Annotated in this window: 19 protein-coding genes; 9 read left to right on the plus strand and 10 right to left on the minus strand. The window is 54.5% G+C overall.

Features of this window, described 5'->3' with window-relative positions; genetic code table 11:
- Positions 1 to 91 precede the first annotated feature (91 nt).
- A complete protein-coding gene (gene sixA, locus GN242_RS06070; protein WP_154753996.1) occupies positions 92 to 574 on the plus strand; it encodes a phosphohistidine phosphatase SixA in 483 nt (160 codons plus the stop codon).
- 95 nt (positions 575 to 669) lie between these two features.
- Here sixA and smrB read toward each other — a convergent pair whose 3' ends face one another.
- Positions 670 to 1,221 carry an endonuclease SmrB gene (gene smrB, locus GN242_RS06075; protein WP_154753995.1) on the minus strand — a complete coding sequence of 184 codons (552 nt, stop codon included), beginning with the start codon at positions 1,219 to 1,221 and terminating at the stop codon, positions 670 to 672.
- Positions 1,222 to 1,410: 189 nt separating this feature from the next.
- Here smrB and prmB point away from each other — a divergent pair, with 189 nt between their 5' ends.
- The 4 genes from prmB to GN242_RS06095 are packed head-to-tail and all read left to right on the plus strand — an operon-like array spanning position 1,411 to position 5,094.
- On the plus strand, positions 1,411 to 2,343 hold the full coding sequence (prmB, locus tag GN242_RS06080; protein ID WP_154753994.1) for a 50S ribosomal protein L3 N(5)-glutamine methyltransferase: 933 nt from the start codon (positions 1,411 to 1,413) through the stop codon (positions 2,341 to 2,343).
- A gap of 25 nt (positions 2,344 to 2,368) precedes the next feature.
- Positions 2,369 to 3,454, plus strand: a complete 1,086-nt coding sequence (aroC, locus tag GN242_RS06085; protein ID WP_154753993.1) for a chorismate synthase — start codon at positions 2,369 to 2,371, stop codon at positions 3,452 to 3,454.
- Between the two features lie 3 nt (positions 3,455 to 3,457).
- On the plus strand, positions 3,458 to 4,285 hold the full coding sequence (gene mepA, locus GN242_RS06090) for a penicillin-insensitive murein endopeptidase (RefSeq protein ID WP_156287063.1): 828 nt from the start codon (positions 3,458 to 3,460) through the stop codon (positions 4,283 to 4,285).
- A 14-nt stretch (positions 4,286 to 4,299) separates the two neighbouring features.
- A complete protein-coding gene (locus tag GN242_RS06095) occupies positions 4,300 to 5,094 on the plus strand; it encodes a sulfite exporter TauE/SafE family protein (protein WP_154753991.1) in 795 nt (264 codons plus the stop codon).
- Positions 5,095 to 5,114: 20 nt separating this feature from the next.
- On the opposite strand, the gene GN242_RS06100 is transcribed toward GN242_RS06095, so the two are convergent.
- On the minus strand, positions 5,115 to 7,691 hold the full coding sequence (locus GN242_RS06100; protein WP_305038641.1) for a bifunctional diguanylate cyclase/phosphodiesterase: 2,577 nt from the start codon (positions 7,689 to 7,691) through the stop codon (positions 5,115 to 5,117).
- 616 nt (positions 7,692 to 8,307) lie between these two features.
- Between GN242_RS06100 and GN242_RS06105 the strand changes: the two genes are divergently transcribed.
- From GN242_RS06105 to GN242_RS06115, 3 genes are all read left to right on the plus strand, one after another.
- Positions 8,308 to 9,942: a methyl-accepting chemotaxis protein gene (locus GN242_RS06105; protein ID WP_156287064.1), complete on the plus strand. Its 1,635-nt coding sequence runs from the start codon at positions 8,308 to 8,310 to the stop codon at positions 9,940 to 9,942.
- Between the two features lie 170 nt (positions 9,943 to 10,112).
- Complete coding sequence (locus tag GN242_RS06110; protein WP_154753989.1) at positions 10,113 to 10,661, plus strand: elongation factor P hydroxylase; 549 nt, start codon at positions 10,113 to 10,115, stop codon at positions 10,659 to 10,661.
- Positions 10,662 to 10,691: 30 nt separating this feature from the next.
- Positions 10,692 to 10,964, plus strand: coding sequence for a YfcL family protein (locus tag GN242_RS06115; RefSeq protein ID WP_154753988.1), 273 nt, complete (start codon positions 10,692 to 10,694; stop codon positions 10,962 to 10,964).
- 94 nt (positions 10,965 to 11,058) lie between these two features.
- On the opposite strand, the gene mnmC is transcribed toward GN242_RS06115, so the two are convergent.
- Positions 11,059 to 13,059: a bifunctional tRNA (5-methylaminomethyl-2-thiouridine)(34)-methyltransferase MnmC2/FAD-dependent 5-carboxymethylaminomethyl-2-thiouridine(34) oxidoreductase MnmC1 gene (gene mnmC / locus GN242_RS06120; RefSeq protein ID WP_156287065.1), complete on the minus strand. Its 2,001-nt coding sequence runs from the start codon at positions 13,057 to 13,059 to the stop codon at positions 11,059 to 11,061.
- Between the two features lie 155 nt (positions 13,060 to 13,214).
- Between mnmC and fabB the strand changes: the two genes are divergently transcribed.
- On the plus strand, positions 13,215 to 14,438 hold the full coding sequence (gene fabB, locus GN242_RS06125; protein WP_154753987.1) for a beta-ketoacyl-ACP synthase I: 1,224 nt from the start codon (positions 13,215 to 13,217) through the stop codon (positions 14,436 to 14,438).
- A gap of 63 nt (positions 14,439 to 14,501) precedes the next feature.
- Here fabB and GN242_RS06130 read toward each other — a convergent pair whose 3' ends face one another.
- The 7 genes from GN242_RS06130 to GN242_RS06160 all read right to left on the minus strand — a co-directional run bounded on the left by GN242_RS06130 (position 14,502) and on the right by GN242_RS06160 (position 21,046).
- Positions 14,502 to 14,867, minus strand: coding sequence for an MmcQ/YjbR family DNA-binding protein (locus GN242_RS06130; protein ID WP_156287066.1), 366 nt, complete (start codon positions 14,865 to 14,867; stop codon positions 14,502 to 14,504).
- A 53-nt stretch (positions 14,868 to 14,920) separates the two neighbouring features.
- Complete coding sequence (locus GN242_RS06135; RefSeq protein WP_154753985.1) at positions 14,921 to 15,193, minus strand: YceK/YidQ family lipoprotein; 273 nt, start codon at positions 15,191 to 15,193, stop codon at positions 14,921 to 14,923.
- Between the two features lie 164 nt (positions 15,194 to 15,357).
- Positions 15,358 to 15,963, minus strand: coding sequence for a KpsF/GutQ family sugar-phosphate isomerase (locus GN242_RS06140; protein WP_156287067.1), 606 nt, complete (start codon positions 15,961 to 15,963; stop codon positions 15,358 to 15,360).
- Positions 15,963 to 17,597, minus strand: coding sequence for an FGGY-family carbohydrate kinase (locus GN242_RS06145; RefSeq protein ID WP_154753983.1), 1,635 nt, complete (start codon positions 17,595 to 17,597; stop codon positions 15,963 to 15,965). Before GN242_RS06145 ends, GN242_RS06140 begins: the two co-directional genes overlap by 1 nt.
- Before the next feature lie 15 nt (positions 17,598 to 17,612).
- The gene (locus tag GN242_RS06150; protein WP_156288198.1) at positions 17,613 to 18,563 is read right to left on the minus strand and encodes an ABC transporter permease; all 951 of its coding nucleotides are present in this window, start codon (positions 18,561 to 18,563) and stop codon (positions 17,613 to 17,615) included.
- Positions 18,564 to 18,567: 4 nt separating this feature from the next.
- The gene (locus GN242_RS06155; protein WP_154753982.1) at positions 18,568 to 19,554 is read right to left on the minus strand and encodes an ABC transporter permease; all 987 of its coding nucleotides are present in this window, start codon (positions 19,552 to 19,554) and stop codon (positions 18,568 to 18,570) included.
- Positions 19,547 to 21,046, minus strand: a complete 1,500-nt coding sequence (locus GN242_RS06160) for a sugar ABC transporter ATP-binding protein (RefSeq protein WP_156287068.1) — start codon at positions 21,044 to 21,046, stop codon at positions 19,547 to 19,549. The genes GN242_RS06155 and GN242_RS06160 overlap by 8 nt, the downstream gene beginning before the upstream one ends.
- Positions 21,047 to 21,058 lie beyond the last annotated feature (12 nt).

The raw sequence follows: 21,058 nt of genomic DNA on the forward strand, positions 1-21,058 counted from the left end.
AGGCATTGGGGTACAACACACCGTTCATTCTCTGGATGAAGAGTCGGACGGCGTTGTCCCCGGCGTTTTTGTTTAACAACAGCGGTGCTATATGCAAGTTTTCATTATGCGTCACGGCGATGCAGCGTTAGATGCAGCAAGTGATTCTGTCAGACCTTTGACCCACTGCGGCTGTGATGAGACTCGCCAGATGGCGACCTGGCTTAATGGCCAGTCAGTAGATATCGAGCGGGTACTTGTCAGCCCTTATCTGCGTGCGCAGCAAACACTGACCACGGTTCGTGAAGTGCTGCCTTTGCCAGACGGTGAAGATGTGTTACCAGAACTGACACCGGGTGGCGATCCTGGCCTGGTTGCCTGCTACTTGCAGGTGCTGGCTAACGAAGGGGTAAAATCGGTGCTGGTGATCTCTCACCTGCCGCTGGTGGGCTACCTGGTGGCTGAGTTATGTCCGCAGGAAGCGCCACCGATGTTTTCCACTTCGGCGATTGCCAGCGTTGACTTCAATGCGGAGAAGACAGCCGGCAAGCTGGAATGGCAGGTTTCCCCTGCCAAATTAGCCAAAGCGATGTAATTGTCACGGCGGGCGGCCTGCGCCCGCAATGTGCGCCTCTGCTGCGGGCATACTGAAACAGCGTCTGCCCGCCATGCAAAACCCCGTTCGGCTGCTTACAGCAGCTCCGGCGGTAACCACTCTTCAATTTCAATTAACACCAGCAGCGCGGCGTCACCGCCAAACAGCTTCGGTGCCTGATGAAACGCCATCACCATGGGATGCTGCGCCAGCCATAGCGGAGTCTGCTGCTTAAGCACATGTTTGCCGTGCCCGTGCATCACGCTGGCGCAGAAAATATGTTCGCGGCGACAGGCGGCAATCAGTGCCCCCAGCTCCTCTTTAGCCTGTTTTTGGGTTAAGCCGTGCAGATCGAGGAAAATCTCCGGACTGTAATCACCGCGTCGCAGCTTTTTAAGTTCGTAATTATCCACATCCGCACGGACGTACCGCACCGCCCCCTCGCTGGCCAGCAGCGGTTGGAACTCATCGGAAAAATAGTGACTGTTGTCCATCTGTTCGGACAACAGGCGTTTCTGCGGCACTTCCGTTATCTTTTTACGCGGTGGCTTATGGACAATGGTGTCCTGGGTCAGCTTACGTGTGCCGCTCATCAACCCACGAAACAACGCCAGATCTTCCGCATTCAGCTTGTCTTTTTTACTCATTTCAGGGTATCGCTATCAATTCGTTGTATTCAGTTAACGGTCATTTCATCCGCTTTATGCCGTCAGTCTACCTTTTCCTTGTCAGCTGCTGAAACAAATCTCAGCTTTTTCATCCCCTCGCGCTGAATTATCTCAAGCTTCGTGGCAAACTAGCGCCCGGGTTTAACAGAACGGCCTGCGGAGGGCACTTTGGACAAAATTTTCGTCGAAGAAGCAGTGAATGAGCTGCACACTATTCAGGATATGTTGCGCTGGTCGGTCAGCCGCTTTTCTGCTGCTGATATCTGGTACGGCCACGGCACCGACAATCCCTGGGACGAAGCCGTTCAGCTGGTGCTTCCTACGCTCTACCTGCCGCTGGATATCCCGGAAGATATGCGCACCGCGCGTCTTACCTCCAGCGAGCGTCACCGCATCGTTGAGCGCGTGATCCGCCGGATTAACGAGCGTATTCCGGTGGCCTATCTCACCAATAAAGCCTGGTTCTGCGGGCATGAATTTTATGTTGATGAACGCGTACTGGTGCCGCGCTCGCCGATTGGTGAGCTGATCAACAACCATTTTGACGGCATCATCAGCCATGAACCTCAGCATATTCTGGATATGTGTACCGGCAGCGGCTGTATCGCTATCGCCTGCGCCTACGCATTCCCGGATGCAGAAGTCGACGCGGTAGATATCTCCACCGACGCGCTGGCAGTGACCGAGCAGAATATTTCCGCACACGGGCTGGATCACCATGTAACGCCAATCCGCGCTGACCTGTTCCGCGAGCTGCCAAAAACACAGTACGACCTGATTGTCACCAACCCGCCGTATGTTGATGCTGATGATATGGACGACCTGCCCAACGAATACCGGCATGAGCCGGAGCTGGGTCTGGCGGCCGGCAATGACGGCCTGAAGCTGGCCCGCCGCATTCTGGCCTGCGCGCCGGACTACCTCAGCGAGCAGGGCGTGCTGATTTGCGAAGTGGGCAACAGCATGGTGCATATGATCGAACAGTATCCGGATGTGCCTTTCACCTGGCTGGAGTTTGATAACGGCGGCGATGGCGTATTTATGCTGACAAAACAGCAGATTATCGACGCACAACATCATTTTAAAATCTATAAAGACTGATTCACCACTTTAGCGAGGAGCCAGCATGGCGGGTAACACCATTGGACAAGTATTTCGGGTCACGACGTTCGGCGAATCGCACGGTATCGCCCTTGGCTGTATCGTTGATGGTGTGCCACCGGGCATCCCGCTGACCGAAGCTGATTTGCAGCACGATCTCGATCGCCGCCGCCCCGGCACTTCACGCTATACCACCCAGCGCCGCGAGCCGGATCAGGTGAAAATTCTCTCCGGCGTGTTTGAAGGTAAAACCACCGGCACCAGCATCGGTTTGCTGATTGAAAATACCGATCAGCGTTCGCAGGATTACGGCGCGATCAAAGATCTCTATCGTCCCGGCCATGCTGATTACACTTACGATCAGAAATACGGCTTCCGCGACTATCGTGGCGGTGGACGCTCGTCGGCGCGTGAAACGGCGATGCGCGTGGCGGCGGGTGCCATTGCGAAAAAATACCTTGAGATGAAACACGGTATTCTGGTGCGCGGTTATCTGGCGCAGATTGGCGATGTGGCCTGCGAGCTGAAAGATTGGGATCAGGTTGAGCAGAATCCGTTCTTCTGCCCGGATCCCGATAAAATTGAAGCGCTGGACGAACTGATGCGTGCCCTGAAAAAAGAGGGCGACTCCATTGGTGCCAAAGTGACGGTGATGGCGGAAAACGTTCCTGCTGGCCTCGGCGAACCGGTTTTTGATCGCCTTGACGCTGACCTTGCACATGCGCTGATGAGTATCAATGCGGTAAAAGGCATTGAGATTGGCGACGGCTTTGCCGTGGTCAGCCAGCGCGGTAGCGAACATCGTGATGAAATCCGTGCCAGCGGCTTCCAGAGCAACCACGCCGGTGGCATTCTGGGCGGTATCAGCAGCGGTCAGAGCATTATTGCCAATATTGCAATGAAGCCGACCTCCAGCATAACTGTCCCGGGTAAGACCCTGACCCGCAGCGGTGAAGAAGTGGAGATGATCACCAAAGGTCGCCACGATCCGTGCGTCGGCATTCGTGCGGTGCCGATCGCAGAAGCGATGATGGCGATTGTGCTGATGGATCACCTGCTGCGCCATCGCGCGCAGAATGCAGATGTTGCAACCACTTATCCACGCTGGTAACTGATGAAAAAGAGGCTGATGGCGCTGTGCGCGCTGCTGATATCCACTGCGACGGCGCAGGGCGCCACGCCGTGGCAGACCATTCAACATCCGATCGGCGGTGCGCCGCAGTCGATAGGCGCTTTTGCTAACGGATGTATCGTTGGTGCACAGCCGCTGCCGCTCGATGCGGACGGATATCAGGTAATGCGTACCGATCAGCGTCGCTATTTTGGTCATCCGGATCTGATTGCCTTTATCACTCGTCTCAGCACCCAGACCCGTCAGCTCGGGCTGGGTGAAGTGCTGGTGGGGGATATGGGGATGGCGGCAGGGGGGCGCTTCAGCAGCGGCCACGCCAGCCATCAATCCGGGCTGGATGTGGATATCTGGTTACAGCTGCCGAAACAGCGCTGGACTCAGCAGATGTTGCTGAAGCCGCAGCCGCTCGATCTGGTGGCCCCCGACGGTAAAAATGTGGTGGCCCGACACTGGCAGCCGGAAATCGACAGTCTGATCAAACTGGCGGCGAAAGATAACGATGTCACACGTATTTTCGTTAATCCGGCGATTAAAAAGCAGCTCTGTGCTGACGCCGGGAACGATCGTGACTGGTTGCGTAAGGTACGGCCATGGTTCCAGCATCGCGCGCATATGCACGTGCGCCTGCGCTGCCCGGCTGGCAGTCTGCAATGTGAAGATCAGCCGCTGCCACCGCCGGGTGATGGCTGTGGTGCTGAACTGCAAAGCTGGTTTGTGCCAGCGAAACCGGGCACTAAGCCGCCGGTGAAACGCGAACCACCACCGCTGCCACCGGCCTGTCAGGCGCTGCTGGATAACCATCAACTGTAAGGCGTTCAGAATAAATGGAATGGATTAGCGTTGCGCCATGGCTGCTTGGCGTGCTGTTTCTGGTGGCCTTGCTGGCAGGTTTTATTGATGCAATTGCAGGCGGCGGCGGTTTGTTAACCGTACCTGCGCTGCTGGCGGCGGGGCTATCCCCGGCGCAGGCGCTGGCGACCAATAAACTGCAATCAGTGGGCGGATCGTTTTCTGCCAGTCTCTATTTTATTCGCCGTAAAGCGGTGGATTTACGCGAACAGAAGTTAAATATCGCGCTGACCTTTTTAGGTTCGGTAAGCGGTGCTCTGCTGGTTCAGCATGTGCAGGGCGATATTCTGCGTCAGCTGTTACCGCTGCTGGTGATTACCATCGGCCTCTATTTTTTGCTGATGCCGAAGATTGGCGAAGAAGATCGCCAGCGTCGCCTGCACGGCCTGCCGTTTGCGCTGGTAGCAGGGGGATGCGTAGGCTTCTATGACGGCTTCTTTGGCCCTGGCGCGGGTTCATTCTATGCGCTGGCTTTCGTCACCCTGTGCGGCTATAACCTGGCGAAATCTACTGCACACGCCAAAGTGCTTAACTTCACCTCTAACCTTGGTGGCCTGCTGCTGTTTATGCTGGGGGGGAAAGTAGTGTGGCTGCCGGGGCTGGTGATGCTGGCCGGGCAGGTATGCGGTGCGCGTCTTGGTGCCCGTATGGTGCTGACCAAAGGGCAGAGCCTGATCCGCCCGATGATCGTGATTGTTTCTGCGGTGATGAGCGCCAAACTGCTGTATGACAGTCATGGCGCTGAGATCCTCGGCTGGCTTCATGTGTAATAGCCTGCCAGCAGGCGTTGTTATATGCGGCAGGTATTGAGATCTCGCAGGCTCTCAATAGGGACCGGCATACCAATGAAATAGCCTTGCAGGCTGTCGCACTGTAACAGCGTGAGTTGCTCCAGCTGTATTTGCGTCTCAACACCCTCTGCGGTGACATTCAGCGCATAGGCTTTACCAAGGCCAATCATATTTTCCACGATCTGACGGGCGCTGACAGAGTCATCAATGGGGAAAATAAAAGATTTATCCAGCTTGATACCGTCAAACGGGAAGGTTCGCAGATAGCTCAGGGAGGCGAACCCGGTGCCAAAATCATCAATAAGGAATTTCACGCCGAGAGCTTTAAGCTGCAGCATGGTTTTCTGCGTTTTGACCGGATCCTGCAACGTTACATTTTCCGTCACCTCTATTTCCAGCCGCGAACTTTTCAGCCCGGTTTTTTCCAGAACATCCTTAATTCTGTTGTACAGGCCGTTGTCCTGGAACTCACCCGCAGAGAGATTAACCGAGACCGCTAAACCCGGCAGATAGCGTTGCGTTTCGCTACAGGCGGTGTATAAAACCCAGTCGCTAAGTGCGTTGATCAGCCCGGTCTCTTCTGCCAGAGGGATAAACTGATCGGGCATCAGCAGCCCGTGCTGAGGGTGCTGCCACCTGACCAGCGCTTCCACCGCCGTGATACAGGCACATCGCGTGTCGTAACGCGGCTGGTAAACCATGCGCAGCTGGCCGGTACGGATCCCCTCGCGCAGCTCCTGCTCCATTTCCCGACGCTGGACAATTTTCTCGTCCATATCCCGCTGAAAGAATGCCCACTGGTTGCGCCCTTCATTTTTGGCTTTATACAGAGCGATATCGGAATAGCGCAGCAGATCGCTGGCGGTACGGGCATCCTGAGGGGAGAGGGCAATACCGAGGCTGGCGCCGACATAGATTTCACATCCTTCAATCAGGAAGGGCTGATTAATCTCGCGGATAACTTCGCGGCACAACGCTTCGATATCTTCCTGGTTCTTTACATCAGGCAGAATAATAATAAATTCGTCGCCGCCGTGGCGGGTCGCCAGACCAGAGTCTTTCAGACAGGCGCGCAGCCGGGTTGAAACCTCATGCAGCACCGCATCGCCCACGCTATGCCCGTAGGTGTCGTTGACCGGCTTAAATTTATCCAGATCAATCATGATAATCGCCAGCTGATGCTCACCGGTAGATTCAGAATTCAATTTTCCCTCAAGGAACTCTTTCATCTGTACGCGATTCGGCAGACCGGTAACCTCATCAAAGTGCGACAAATAGCGAACCCGCTCCAGCGCTTCCACTTCCTGCGTGACATCGGTTGCCGTTCCGCGAAAACCGGTTTTCCCGCCGGGAAGAAAGACGCGTTTAACAATCATATTGCAGAAGCGCGGGTGCTGCTGTGCCGAGAGATAGCGGCTGTTCGGCAGCGTGATACGGCCACCGGACTGGCAAAGGTAGGCAAGCTGCGATGATACATCGCTGTCGTTGAGTAAGAATTCGGTGACCGGACGACCAATCCAGTCTGAAATATGATAGCCAGTAATGGCCGGAAAACGTTCCGATATCCAGGTAAACCTCAAATTTTCATCAGCTTCCCATATCCAGTCGGTGGTGGTTTCCGCCACGTCTCTGAAACGGCATTCGCTGCTGTAAAGCGCCTGCTGGCTTTGTGCCAGCAGAAAATGACTTTCATCGCTCATGCGCGCCCTGCGCAGGACGTTTTTCATCAGCATAAATGCCGTCAACAGGGTGGCAAACATCAGCAATACCAGTGCCGGAAGTATGCAGATCACCAGCGCCTCGCCGGGATTATCACTCTGCCATGTAAAAATGACCGGGCCATCAAGCGCAGGGAGCTCAAGCTGGTTGCTGCTTCCTGCTACAGTTGAGCTTTGTGGCCGGAGAACATGGGCATCCTGGATGCCGTATTCAAGGGCCATCTTACTGAGTTTATCCGGAGTAAGTCTGTCGGCGAAGATCATTAAAGACCGGGGGCCGTCATCCGTGACGACGCTGCTATCACCGCCGGGAGTGATCCATGCGGCGCTCAGGATGGTTACCTGCCCCTCAGAGACGACCAGGCTGGAAACGGCTTTTCCGTCTGATTCAGCAAGCTGCTGTTTCAGATAAGGGACAGGATCTTTACCCAGCCATGTTCCAATTAACTCGAGGTGCAGCTGACCTTTCAGCACGCTGTAACGCGTTTGTCCGTCCGGTGAGACAACAAAGATGCCTTCATAGTGAAAGGTATGATAGAGCGACTCACCCAGGTTTTGATTATCCCAGGCCCAGCGGGTATTGGTCGTCAGATGAAGATTTTTCCAGGCTTCACCCCAGTCGGCGTTATCGGTGATATGAGAGTTATTAATCTCCTGACGATTTTCAATCGCTTTCGCCATAAGCAGACGGCTGTGGTCATCCTCATGATGATTTTGACTATTTGCTATATAGAACAGTGCAATTATGGCCACAAGGAAAGAGAGAGCAAGTAGCAGCAGCATCAGTATCATGGGCTGTTTTACCAGCCCACTGGTCTGACCGTCGAGGATAATGTCCGATTGAGTTGATTTTTGCATGCTTTAAGCCTGAAACTGGCAATGTTTAAAAAATGTAAGTTGAGATAATTCCCTGGTGATTTCTTTTTTAGTAAAAACCCTGGTGGTGGCGTTACTATAGAAATTGTATGTGTTGTTTCGGTAGAGCTATCTCAACAGATATAACAATTAAATATTGTGAAAAAGATCATATATGGTATTTTTATTTTTAATCATATTCACCTTATTATCTCCTGCTTTACTATTTCATCGATGAGTCATAGTTATCGTCAATTTTTTGCAGATCTTTATACCTGAAATTAAATATTTTTTATTGGGTAATTATTTCTTATCTTAAGGTTGTCTTAATTATATGCTGGCATAAATTAACTCACAAGAAGATTGAAATGTCTGTGCAGTAATGTGATCAACGTGCTCTTTCAACGTGATCTTTAGAGTTAGTATATTGGTAGCACCAGGGTTTTTTACATCTCTTTCTGTCACTCCTGACAGAGATAATTATCATTGAAAACATGAGTTTTTTTCTGGGTGAACCTTTGCTGGCGGGTCGCAACACGCCAGCAAAGGTTCCGCGTCATATCGACGAAGTCTGTATAACAATCAAAACAGGTGTTACTGCACAAATTGGGAGCATGTTATGAATATTACCAAGCGTTTACTGCTTGCATTCTCACTACTCATTTTTAGTCTGATAGTTACCAACGTAATTTCTATGTATTCGTTGTCTAATATTAGTCGGGATGCAAAGTACTTTCAGGAAAACTCGTTGCCGAGCATCATTTTAATCAATAATGAAATGAGGAAGGTCACAGACATTCGCTCTCAGCTGTATCTGCATGGTTTAACAGAAGACCCGGCAGAAATGACTGAAGTGAAAAATAAGTCACTGGCGCTTTACAGTGAGCTGCTGGGGATGCATCACCATTATCTTAATGATCTGACCTCTGATGAGAACGATCTTAGTCAGTCTAAAAAGACGCAGGCAGACCTTGAGAAGTTCGGCGAGGTTATGACCCAATATTTTAAAATTTCTGAATCTAATGACCGGGTTGCCATCGCGAAAGCAATGCAAAATGGTGGCCTGGTTGCCGGGCAAATTAGTCAACTGGTAGACGATTTTAAAGTACAGGTGGCCTACAATAACCAGCTGGTAACTGAAGCTAACCTCAAGAGCGGTCATCTGATTAATAATTCGATGACGCTTTCAGCGGTGGCCACGCTGCTGGCAACTTTAGTGCTGGGCGCGTTTGCCATCATGACGGTTCTGAATATAAAACGCCGCCTGAATTCGATGACTAAGGGTATCGTCTCCATCAGTGAAACGCTGGATTTAAGCCAGAGCCTGACTACCGGACGGCAGGATGAGATTGGCCTGACGGTCAGCGCGTTTAATCAGCTGGTTGCGCGTGTGGCGGAAGCGATGCAGATGGTCAGGGGAGCCTCCCATTCCGTCAGTGAATCTGCCGATGATATTTCTAAAGGCAATGATGAGCTCTCTGCCCGTACTGAACAGCAGTCAGCCGCCGTGGTTGAGACGGCTGCCAGTATGGAGGAACTGAGTTCAACGGTGAAACAGAATGCTGACAATGCGCAGCTGGCCAGCCAGCTTGCCGCCACAGCAGCAGACACTGCTTTGTCAGGCGGTAGCGTGGTGGGCGCCGCTGTTTTACGCATGAAAGATATCAGTGAAAGCTCACGGCGTATTGCCGATATCACCTCTGTGATTAACGGCATTGCCTTCCAGACGAATATCCTGGCGCTAAATGCTGCGGTTGAAGCGGCGCGAGCTGGCGATCAGGGGCGTGGGTTTGCTGTTGTCGCGGCCGAAGTGCGCTCGCTGGCTCAACGTAGTGCGCAGGCAGCCAAAGAGATTGAAACGTTGATTGCCTCCTCGGTTAAACAAGTTGAGGAGGGTGTGCAGCAGGTGGATCTGGCCGGTGAGCGGATGAGCGGTATCGTTAATTCTGTCACCCAGGTAAAAGTGTTGATGCAGGAGATTGCTGCGGCCTCTGATGAACAGAACCGCGGAATAGCGCAAATTGCGTTAGCCATGACAGAAATGGATACCACCACTCAGCACAATGCAACCCTGGTTCAGGCCTCCTCTGCGGCCGCCAGCAGTCTTGAAGATCAGTCCACGAAATTACAAAAAATGGTCGATATTTTCCGTCTTCCAGGGAGTAATAACCCAGTAGCTACAGCAAAAGTGAAAACTCCTAAAGCCCGGCTTGCAGGCGCTGCCGCTTCATCGGCAAGTTGGGAATCTTTCTGACGTTATCGTTATCTTTTTAGTACCGGGCCATTCCGTACCAGGCGGAATGGCCGATTTGTCCGCTGTTCCCTTCCTCTTTTTCCCCCAGTCGATATAATTGCGAATAATTCTCGAAACCTCTCTGACAAAATGCCAAAATTGCGCGTTTTTTATATTGAAGACAAACAGCTATGAGCCAGCAACACCGCTATCAAGACCTGATCGATATCTTCGATCGCTGCTTTATGGATGATTTTCAGACACGCCTGATTAAAGGTGATGACGAACCGATCTATCTTCCTGCTGACGACTCGTCTCCATGGAACCGCGTGGTGTTTGCCCACGGTTTTTATGCCAGCGGAATGCATGAGATTTCCCACTGGTGTATTGCCGGTGCCGAGCGCCGTAAGCTGGTGGATTTTGGCTACTGGTACTGCCCGGACGGGCGCGATGCCGAGACACAGAGCCAGTTTGAATCTGTAGAGATCAAACCGCAGGCGCTGGAATGGTTGTTAAGTGTTGCGGCAGGCTTTCCGTTCAATGTAAGTTGTGACAATCTTGAAGGAGATTGTGAACCGGATCGCATTGCGTTTCAGCGTAAGGTGCATGCTCAGGTGATGGAGTATCTGGAGAAGGGCATTCCTGCCCGTCCGGCCCGGCTGATTACTGAACTTCGCTCGTTTTACTCAACTCCACCGCTGACGGCGGCACAGTTTCCCTGGCCGGAAGATCTGTGCTGAACGGGGAGCGAATAGCTTACAGAGGATTTTATGATCGATGAATTTGAGGCGCGTATTCTGGGCCTGATTGATGACATGGTAGAACATGCCAGCGACGACGAGCTGTTTGCTGGTGGCTACCTGCGTGGTCATCTGACGCTGGCAGTGGCTGAAATTGAACAGGCTGGTGAGCACACCCCGGAAGCGTTGCAAATTCAGGTGCAAAAAAGCCTGGATAAAGCGATCAAGGCGGGTGAGCTTTCTCCGCGCGACCAGGTGCTGGTGATGGGCATGTGGGACAAGCTGTTCCAGCAAGCCCGGTAAGCAGGCTCCGTAACAGGGCAGAACTTCATCTGCCCTGTTTCAACTCTCTAACCGCTGCTCTCTTCTGCTACGGCCGTTACGACAAAATCCCCTTTCATTTTAACGCTTTCCCTTTCAGCAGCTTTCGCACCCAAAATCGGTTCGGGCTGGTGGCTGCCAGCGTATGGCTGTCGAGCGGAATCGGTTCACCACAAAGCTGTGCGGCCAGCACTTCAGCCGCCAGCGGGCCGCTGCACAGACCGCGCGATCCCAGCGCTCCAAGAACAAAGATGCCGGTATAAACCGGGGCAGGGTCGGCCTGCTGCTGCTGCGCCAGGTGTTCATATTGTTGCAGGGTGGCGGCGTAATCCGGCAGTGCACCCATCATCGGCAGGTGATCGCGTGTGGCAGCACGTACGCCGCAGCGGGCTTTGCCATCGCTGACGTCAATCTCTTCTGGCCACCCGGCGGCGGGCAGGCAGCGGATCAGGCGCTCACGGTTCTCCTGCTGATCGTCAGCGCGATACTCAGTCGAGGTATCGCCGCGATGATAGCTGGCACCAATGCAGTGCTGAAGGAACTGCGGGCTGACCGGGGTCAGATAGCCGTCGTAACACAACACCTGTTTTAGCGCCGAGAGCGCTGGCGTGGTAGGAACGTGGCTCACCTGGCCGCCTACCGCGTAGACCGGCAGTTTTTCACTCTGGATAAAGTCCGTAAGACGATGGCCGGTTGCCAGCACCACATTGCGGTGCTGACAGTCAGGCTGAGTGCGGAAACTTAGCCGCCAGCCAGACTCCTGTTCAGGCGTTAGCTGCACAATCTCCTGCTGCCAGTGGAGGATCGCTCCCTGTTGTTCCGCCAGCTGCCACAGCCCGGCGGTCAGTTCAGCAGGGGAGAGCCAGCCGCCGAGCGGATAGGTAATTCCTCCGCATCCGGTTGTCACACCGCACAGCTTTTCAGCCTCTTCGGTGTTAACCGCAGCTGCCAGCGCGGGGGGCAGCCCCATTTCCAGCATTTTACTGATCTTATCGGCACTTTTTTCATCCCATGCCAGCTGCGTTACGCCGCACCAGTCGTGCTCAAAGGGCAGGGTAAGCCGATCGTAAACGCGCCGGGCAAAGGTGAAGGCGGCAGGGAAAAACTGTGCTAAAGCAGGATCGTGATGGTTGAGCAGCGGATAAACTGCGCCCTGACGATTGCCTGAAGCGCCCTGCGCCGGGCGAGCATCGGCACAGTAAAGCGTCACTTTTTTACCGCGCCGCAGCAGCGCCAGCGCCAGCAGCGCACTGGCAATGCCACCGCCAGCCACGGCAATGTCGTCACCTTCAGCGGCAGGACGTGCATACCATGGAGCCTGCGCCGGTCGGGAAACGGCGCTGGGCAGAGAGCCTGTGAGCATCTCGCGTTTTTCACCAAAGCCTTTGCGTTTGCTGATCTCAAATCCCGCCTGTTGCAGGCCTCGACGCACAAAACCTGCCGCCGTGAAGGTTGCCAGCGTTGCGCCAGGACGCGCCAGACGCGCCATGCAATCAAACAGTTCTGCTGTCCACATATCCGGGTTTTTTGCCGGGGCAAAGCCGTCAAGGAACCAGGCGTCGACCTGCTGATTCAGGGTGTCATCAAAAGTATGAATAAGCTGGTTAATATCGCCGAACCACAGATCGAGCGTGATCCGACCGCCATCCAGCAGCAGGCGGTGGCAGCCCGGTAGCGCCAGCGGCCACTGCGCGCGCAGCTGACTGGCATAAGCGGCCAGCTGTGGCCAGCTGGCATGGGCAGACTCGAGGTCGCTGATCGTTAACGGAAATTTCTCACAGCTGATAAAATGTAAACGCTGTAGAGTTGATGCTGGCTGGCTGGTGGTAAAGGCGTCAAAGGCCTGCCAGAGAGTCAGAAAATTCAGTCCGGTTCCGAATCCGGTTTCGCCAACGATAAACAGATCGCGCGGATGCGTTGCGAAGCGTGCGGGCAGATGATTGCCGTCAAGAAACACGTAACCTGTCTCTTTAAGACCATTCTGGTTTGAGAAATAGACGTCATCGAATTCTCGGGATACAGGTGTACCCTGATCGTTCCAGCATAGCTCTGCGTACTCTATTGGGGCGGTTTTCACGTCAAAGGCTCGTTGCTCAGGCAGTGGCGGGATTTTAACGTTGTGCTTGACCCTACGCAAATTTACACAAGGAATCTGCTGATCGGACTTGTTCGGCGTACAACTGTAAGCTAGAGTGCCAGTCGAATCCTAATTAGAAGTGAAAGAGGTATTGAATGAAACGTGCTGTGATTACTGGCCTAGGGATCGTTTCCAGTATTGGTAATAACCAAGAGGAAGTTCTGGCATCATTACGTGAAGGCCGCTCTGGCATTACCTTCTCGCAGGAACTCAAAGATTCCGGTATGCGTAGTCACGTCTGGGGTAACGTTAAGTTAACGAAGGACGAAATTTCAGCCCGTATCGATCGCAAAATGCTGCGTTTTATGAGCGATGCGTCAATTTACGCTTTCCTCTCCATGCAGGATGCGGTGAAAGATTCCGGCCTGACCGATGAGCAGTACCAGAACAACCCACGCGTGGGCCTGGTTGCTGGTTCCGGCGGCGGTTCTCCTTTCAACCAGGCAGCCAGCGTTGACGGTATGCGTGCTAAAGGCCTGCGCGGCGTTGGCCCGTATATGGTGACCAAAGCGATGGCATCCGGCGTTTCTGCCTGCCTGGCTACCCCGTTTAAAATTCACGGCGTGAACTACTCCATCAGCTCTGCCTGCGCCACCTCTGCACACTGCATCGGTAACGCGGTAGAGCAGATTCAGCTGGGCAAACAGGACATCGTATTTGCTGGCGGCGGCGAAGAGCTGTGCTGGGAAATGTCCTGTGAGTTTGACGCGATGGGCGCACTCTCCACCAAGTACAATGAGACTCCGGAAAAAGCTTCCCGTACCTATGACACCAGCCGTGACGGCTTCGTCATTGCAGGCGGTGGCGGTATGATCGTGGTTGAAGAGCTGGAGCATGCTCTGGCGCGTGGTGCACATATCTATGCTGAGATTGTTGGCTACGGCGCAACTTCCGATGGTGCTGATATGGTGGCTCCATCAGGTGAAGGCGCAATGCGCTGCATGCGTATGGCAATGGAAGGTGTTGATACCCCAATCGACTACCTGAATACCCATGGAACCTCAACGCCGGTTGGCGATGTGAAAGAACTGGGCGCTATCCGCGCAGTTTTCCCGGACAAAACTCCGGCGATGTCTGCGACCAAAGCGATGACCGGACACTCACTGGGTGCCGCAGGCGTTCAGGAAGCAATCTACTCGCTGCTGATGCTGGAACACGGCTTTGTGGCACCAAGCATCAATATCGACGAACTGGATCCGGCAGCAGAAGGCCTGGATATCATCACCAAGCCTACCGAGCGTAAGCTGACTACTGTGATGTCTAACAGCTTCGGCTTTGGTGGCACCAACGCCACCCTGGTGATGCGCAAACTGGCATAATCGGTGTTACCGTAAATGCTGACAAAGGGGCGACTATTCGCCCCTTTGTTTTGTCCGCTAAAGTTATCTCAGCGCTAAAGGGCGCAGCCGTTTCGGTAATCCAGCTACCACCCGATCGTAAGACTCTTCCACCAGCTGCTTAATCAATCCTTCACTTATCTGTTCGCCCCCATAGATCGAAATCCAGTGGCGTTTATTCATATGCCAGCCCGCATGAATAGAGTCGTAGATCGCCCGATGCAGTTCGCCATCTTCGGGCCGGCATTTCAGATTCACGATGCGTTCACCGCGCACCTGTGACATTAGCGCAAACATTTTGCCACGCACCTTAAATACCTCCGCCTCCGGGCCGAAAGGGTAGTCAAGCTCTGCTTCGGGTAACGCCAGTGCTATCTGCATGGTGAGTTTTTGTATCTGTTGTCCGTTCATTATCACTCGCCCAGGGGATGTTTTATCCCCGCAGGCTAGCACAAATCAGGCCGTTATTTCACCGGCGGCGATGGCTTTGGCGATTTCGTTGTTTCTGCGGGCGTATGGTAATAGTGCCAGGTATCATAGGGCAGCATCAGCGTATCACCCACGATGGAAACGGGCAGATCGAGCCAGCACCAGAAGCAGTCATGCAGCATGTTGTAGTCGAGCTGGGTTCCTGCATAGAACGAGTTTTTAGGGTTTTTACCGAGGGTATGACTGGTGATGGTGGCACAGCCGCAGAGCATCAGTAAGGCAAGTGTAAGGCAGGTTTTCCTTAACATAGTTGTGATCCCGGGTGGTTATAGCCTATGACAGGGTAAGGGAAAGGGGCGGGAAAGGAGGGATGATAAGTGCGGGGATTTTGGCTGCGATGCCCTCTGTGATGATGGCGGAACAGATCCGGGGAATGGTAATACGGCTAAGTACACCATTCCCGGTTCAGGACTTATTCTTCTTCCCTTAACATCTTCCCGACATTCCCCCCCGGGTGCACCTGGAGCAGCGTCTCTTTGCTGTAACCGCTGCTGGTCATCAGCACCGCAATCATCGCGTCGAACACTGCCAGTGCGCTGATAATAGAGGTGGTCGCCAGCATATTCAGCGGGTCGATCTCCTGTGATTTGGGCATTAACAGCAGCAGATCTGCGGCCCGGGCTATGGCGGATCCCGCGTTTTCGGTTACGCTAATCAGCCTACAGCCTTTGGCTTTTATCGTCGGCAGCAGCCGGGTAAGCTCGTCAGAGTTACCGCCGCGCGACAGCATAATCAGCACGTCGTTATTGCGCAGAAAACCGATATCGCCATGGGCGGCATCGGCAGCGCTTAACCAGATGGCGGGGTGCTCCACGCAGGCCAGCATATGGGCGATTTTACGCGCGGCAATGCCAGAAGTACCAATGCCGGTGACCGCAATCTTGCCTTTGCAGGCGGCGAGGGCATTAAGTACCGCCAGCCACTGCTGACGGTCAAGCCCGGTTTCCAGTGCCGTCAGCGCCTGGCGGTAAGTCTCCCAACCTGTGGTGGCCTGTTGCCAGCTCTGTTCCGGGGTCATTACTCCTCCTGCATCATCTGCTGATATTTCATATGATCGTGGTACAGCTCGCGGAACACCCGGTATTTACGGTTGTAATAACGTTTGATCTCGTTAGTCTGCGGCGTCACGGTTTTACCAATGCGGCTCATGGCGTTCATCGCCTCCGGCAGCGTGTCATAAACCCCTGCTGCCACGGTACCCATCATCGCACTGCCCAGCAGCATCGACTCACTCTCCTCCGCCAGCAGCATGGTACAGCCGGAAGCGTTAGCGTGTTCCTGCACAAAGATCGGATTCTTGGTGCCGCCGCCGCTGGCCATAATGGTATCAATGCTGTAGCCGCTCTGATTCATGGTTTCAATAATATGCCGGGTACCCAGTGCAATCGCCTGAATAGTCGCCAGATAGTGCAGCGCCATATCCTCCGGCGTACGCGACAGCGTCAGCCCGGTGAGGATCCCGGTAAGGTTAGGGTTAGCACGCGGAGAGCGGTTGCCGTGGAAGTAGGGCAGCATATGGATATCGCGCGTCAGAAACGCAATTTTATCCGCTTCTCCTGCCATATCACGCAGCAGGGCGTTCAGCACCTCATAAATGGTTTTGCCCTGATTTTTTCCCTGTTCGCGCAGCTGGCTGTAGCAGGGATGCGACTGGATAACATGGTCGATAAGTGCGCCGGTGGCAGACTGGCCTCCCTCGTTAAGCCAGAAATCTGGCAGTACCGCCGAGTAATATGGCCCCCAGACTCCTTTGATAAAGCGTGGTTCGCGGGAGATCGCCATATGCCCGGTCGATGTACCGCCAATCAGTGCAATACGGCGGTCAAAATCTGCCAGCTCACCTGACGGCCCGGCAGCGCCGAGCGTGCCAAGGCTACCTGCATGTGCATCAATAATGGAGGTGCTGACCGGAGTTCCGGGCAGCAGGCCCAGCTCACTGGCGGCGCGCTGAGTCAGCCCGCGCCCCAACGGCTCGCCCATACTTTTAACGTCGCTGCCGATTTTCGCCGCGTCATGTTCCAGCAAATCTTCCAGCCCGATCTGTTTAAAATAGCTGGTATCCCAGCCGTCCTGATGGGCCAGCCATGTCCATTTACATACCAGCGAACAGACCGAGCGAGTAACATCGCCGGTGGCGCGCCAGGTGAGGAAATCCGGCAGGTCAAAAAGGTGGCCGACGTTTTGCCAGCTGGCAGGCATATGCTGCTTAAGCCACAGCAGTTTCGGCGTCTGCATCTCGGGTGAGATCACGCCGCCCACGTAGTCGAGCACCGGGTGTTTCAACGCGTTGATGCGCTCCGCCTGCACAATGGCACGGTGATCCATCCACACAATAATATTCTGCTCGCTGCGCCCGGAAGGGCTGACCGTTAGCGGCTGGCCCTCTTTATCTAACACAACCAGTGAACAGGTGGCATCAAACCCCAGGCCTTTGATCTGCACCGGGTTGATATTGGTCTGATTAATCGCATCGCGTACCGCCTGGCACACTGCCTGCCAGATATTGTCAGAAGACTGTTCAACAAAATTGGCCTGCGGACGAAACATCGCAATTTCCCGGCTCGCCTGGCCCATCATTCGTCCGGTAATATCAAAAATACCTGCGCGTGCGCTGCCGGTTCCCACATCCACACCAATGTAATAGCTCGCCATTTTTATCCTCAGTATTCAGGTTCTGCGATGTTGCAACGCAATAAACAGGATCAGTACACCACCCCAAAGGGCCATAGTGAGGTAGCTGCTCACTCCCAGCAGATTCAGTCCACTTTCCAGCATCTGTAGTACTATCAGCGCCAGTACCAGCCCGGGAATACGCCCAAAACCGCCGTCCGGATTAATACCGCCCAGCACTGAGGCGAGAATGGTTACCAGCAGCCAGGACTCGCCGTAGCCCGCCTTTGCAGAGTTGAACATCGACATCATCAGCAGTGCGGCTCCCCAGCTCATCAGCGCCGACAGGATATAAACCACAATGGTGACACGTGTGGTATTCACGCCGCTGAAGCGCGTGGCTTTTTCGTTACTGCCCAGCAGCAGAATGGTGCGGCCCAGCGTAGTGCGCTCCAGCAGCAGCCACATCAGGGCAGCCACGGCGAGGAACAGCAGTAAAGAGATGGGCACACCGGCAACATCACCGTTGCCGAGCATCTGAATCAACGGCGGGAAGCCGGAGATCACTGCGCCATTCGACAGTAAAATATTCAGTCCGGCTATCAGCGTCATCGTGCCGAGCGTTGCCAGAATGGGCGAGACGCCAATCACCGCAATCAGCACTCCGTTTACCACGCCTATCGCCACTGCCAGCGCCAGCCCGGCCAGCAGTGCAAGGGCTATCCACTCTGGCCGATCGGGATGGGCGACGATCAGTGCCGCCATCAGCAGCGAACAGGCGTTAGCGCTGGCAATAATCGACAGATTAATCCCACCGGTCAGCATGGTGACGGCCATACCCAGCGCCAGCAGGCCGAGCACCGGCAGCTGGCTGGCGATCGAATTGAAGTTACCGCTGCTAAAAAAGCGTCCGCCCAGCGTCAGGGAGAACAGCGCCAGTACCGCCACCAGCATCAGCACCTGTAGCCGGAGAATCCGATCTCCCGGTAGTTTATTCAGTAATGTCAGCATCTCAGTTCCCCTTTGCCCGCTGATGTTTTTCATTCCAGGCCGTGGCGCTAACGCTGACCAGAATAATGATGCCGCTAAACACCATATGCCAGTAAGACGACACTGCCAGCAGCGTCAGGCCGTTTTGCAGGAACGCCAGCAGCAGCACGCCAAGTAGCGTTCCCGTTAGCGTACCGCGTCCGCCGCTCATACTGGCACCGCCCAGTACCACCGCCGCCAGCACCGTCAGCTCGTAGCCAACCAGTGAATTCGGGGCGACAGACTGCGTGGTTTGTGCCTGAACGACTGCGGCCACACCGGCCAGCACGCCCATATAGCCATAGACCGCCAGATGCAGGCCGCGCAGGTTAATGCCGAGGCGTGAAGCCGACTCACGGCTGCCGCCCATTGCATAGATCTGCCGTCCGATACGGGTAAAGTTCATCAGGACGCCGGTGAGCACAAACACCGCCAGCAGGCAGAGCAGCGGCAGCGTCAGACCATAGTCGTAGCCGTCGGCGGCGGTGAAGGAGAACCAGTTAATACCGTTCATAAACCAGTCCGGGAAACCATACAGCCAGGTGCCGTTGGTAGCCCAGACCAGCAGGCCGTAAAACAGGTTCAGCGTGGCGATAGTGATAATAATCGCCGGTACGCGAAGCAGATAAACCAGCAGGCCGTTAAACATTCCCAGCAGCAGGCCGCAGCCGATGGCAACGGCAAATACGCTAAACAGATTGCCGCCGTATGCCAGCATGGTGCTGGCCATTACATACTGGGCAATGGCCGTCATTGCCGGGAACGAGATATCAATCCCTCCGGCAATCAGCACCACAAACAGGCCACAGGCCAGAATACCGAGGATGGCATAGCTGGTGGCGACGTCCGTCAGGTTGCCGAGCGTGAGGAACTCGCTGGTGCGCAGGCTGAGGCCGAGGGCCAGCAGCACAATCAGCATACCCAGCCAGAATTCGTGCTGGCTGATAAGTTGACGTAATTTGTTATTCATTGACCACCCCGGCTATCTCCTCTTCACTGCACTGGTGGGGGGCGAAGCTGGCAACCAGTTCACCTTTACGCATAACCAGCACGCGGTGGCTGTTGTAGTAAGCTTCCGGGATCTCATCGCAGATCATCAGTACCGCCATACCGGACTCGGCCAGCTCGCGGGCGATACGGTAAATTCCCTCTTTGTTGGCGATATCCACGCCGACGGTAGGGGAGTCGAGAATCAGTACTTTCGGTCTGGTCGCCACCCACTTGCCAATGGCCACGCGCTGGGCATTGCCACCAGAAAGTGTCTGCACGGCGAGCTGGCTGTCAGAGACTTTAATATTCAGTTCGCGGATCAGCTTCGATGCCTGCTGACGTGCTTCATCTCTGTCGAGCAATCCCAGGCGATTGCGCAGCCGTGAGAAAACCGGCAGCAGCAAATTGTCAAAAATCGACTGCGACATAATCAACCCTTCGGTCTGCCGATCTTCGGAGACGTAGGCAATGCCGTGGCGGATGGCGTCCCGGTTGCTGCGCAGTTTTACCGACTTACCGTCGATAATCATCTCGCCGCTGTCGGGACGGGTAATACCGAACAGCGACAGGCAAAGCTCGGTGCGTCCGGCCCCCAGCAGGCCAACGATCGAGGTGATTTCACCGCTTCTGAGTTGTAGATTGATCTGCTGATACTGGTTGCGGCGCGAAAGGTTGCGCACCTCGAGCAGCGGCGTTTCGCTCGGTGAAGCGCGCTCCGGCAGATGGCTGAAGCTAAAGCGCTGCCCGGTCATCAGGTAGGCCAGTTCGTCGCTATCGATTTTGCTGGCAGTAAACGTGCCCACCAGTTTGCCGTCGCGGATGACGCTGATGCGGTCGGAGACTTCCATCACCTCATCCAGCTTATGGCTGACAAATACCACGCAGATCCCGGCGGCTTTCAGCTCATTGACCACCCGCAGCAGGCCGTTAACTTCGTGGCGTGTCAGCGAAGCGGTGGGTTCGTCCATAATCACCAGGCTGGCATCGGCTGCCAGCGCCCGGCAAATAGCAACCAGCTGGCGATCGGCAATCGACAGTTTCTCAACTTTGCGCGCCGGGTCGAGATTCACGCCAATACGCGCCATGGTTTCCTGCGCCAGCTGGCGCATTGCCCGGCGGTTAACCCAGAAGCTGCCGCCCGGCAGATAGCGATGAGCAGCAATATTTTCCATTACTGACAGATTAGGAAACAGCGACAGATCCTGGTAGATAACCTGAATGCCGTAGTAAGCGGAAAGGGCTGGCGTCAGGTGGCTTAACAGCTTGCCGTCTATGCTGATATGTGAGCCTTTATCCGGCTGGTAAACCCCGGAGATCACTTTGATCAGCGTGCTTTTACCGCAGCCGTTTTGCCCGGCCAGGCAGTGCACTTCGCCACGGTTCAGCGTCAGCGACACATCATCCAGTGCGCGCACGCCCGGAAATGATTTGCTGATATTTTCCAGTGAGATAAACGGTGTTTGCGTGGACATAATTCAGTACCC

It is taken from the genome of Erwinia sorbitola (assembly GCF_009738185.1).
GTDB classification, from domain to species: domain Bacteria; phylum Pseudomonadota; class Gammaproteobacteria; order Enterobacterales; family Enterobacteriaceae; genus Erwinia; species Erwinia sorbitola.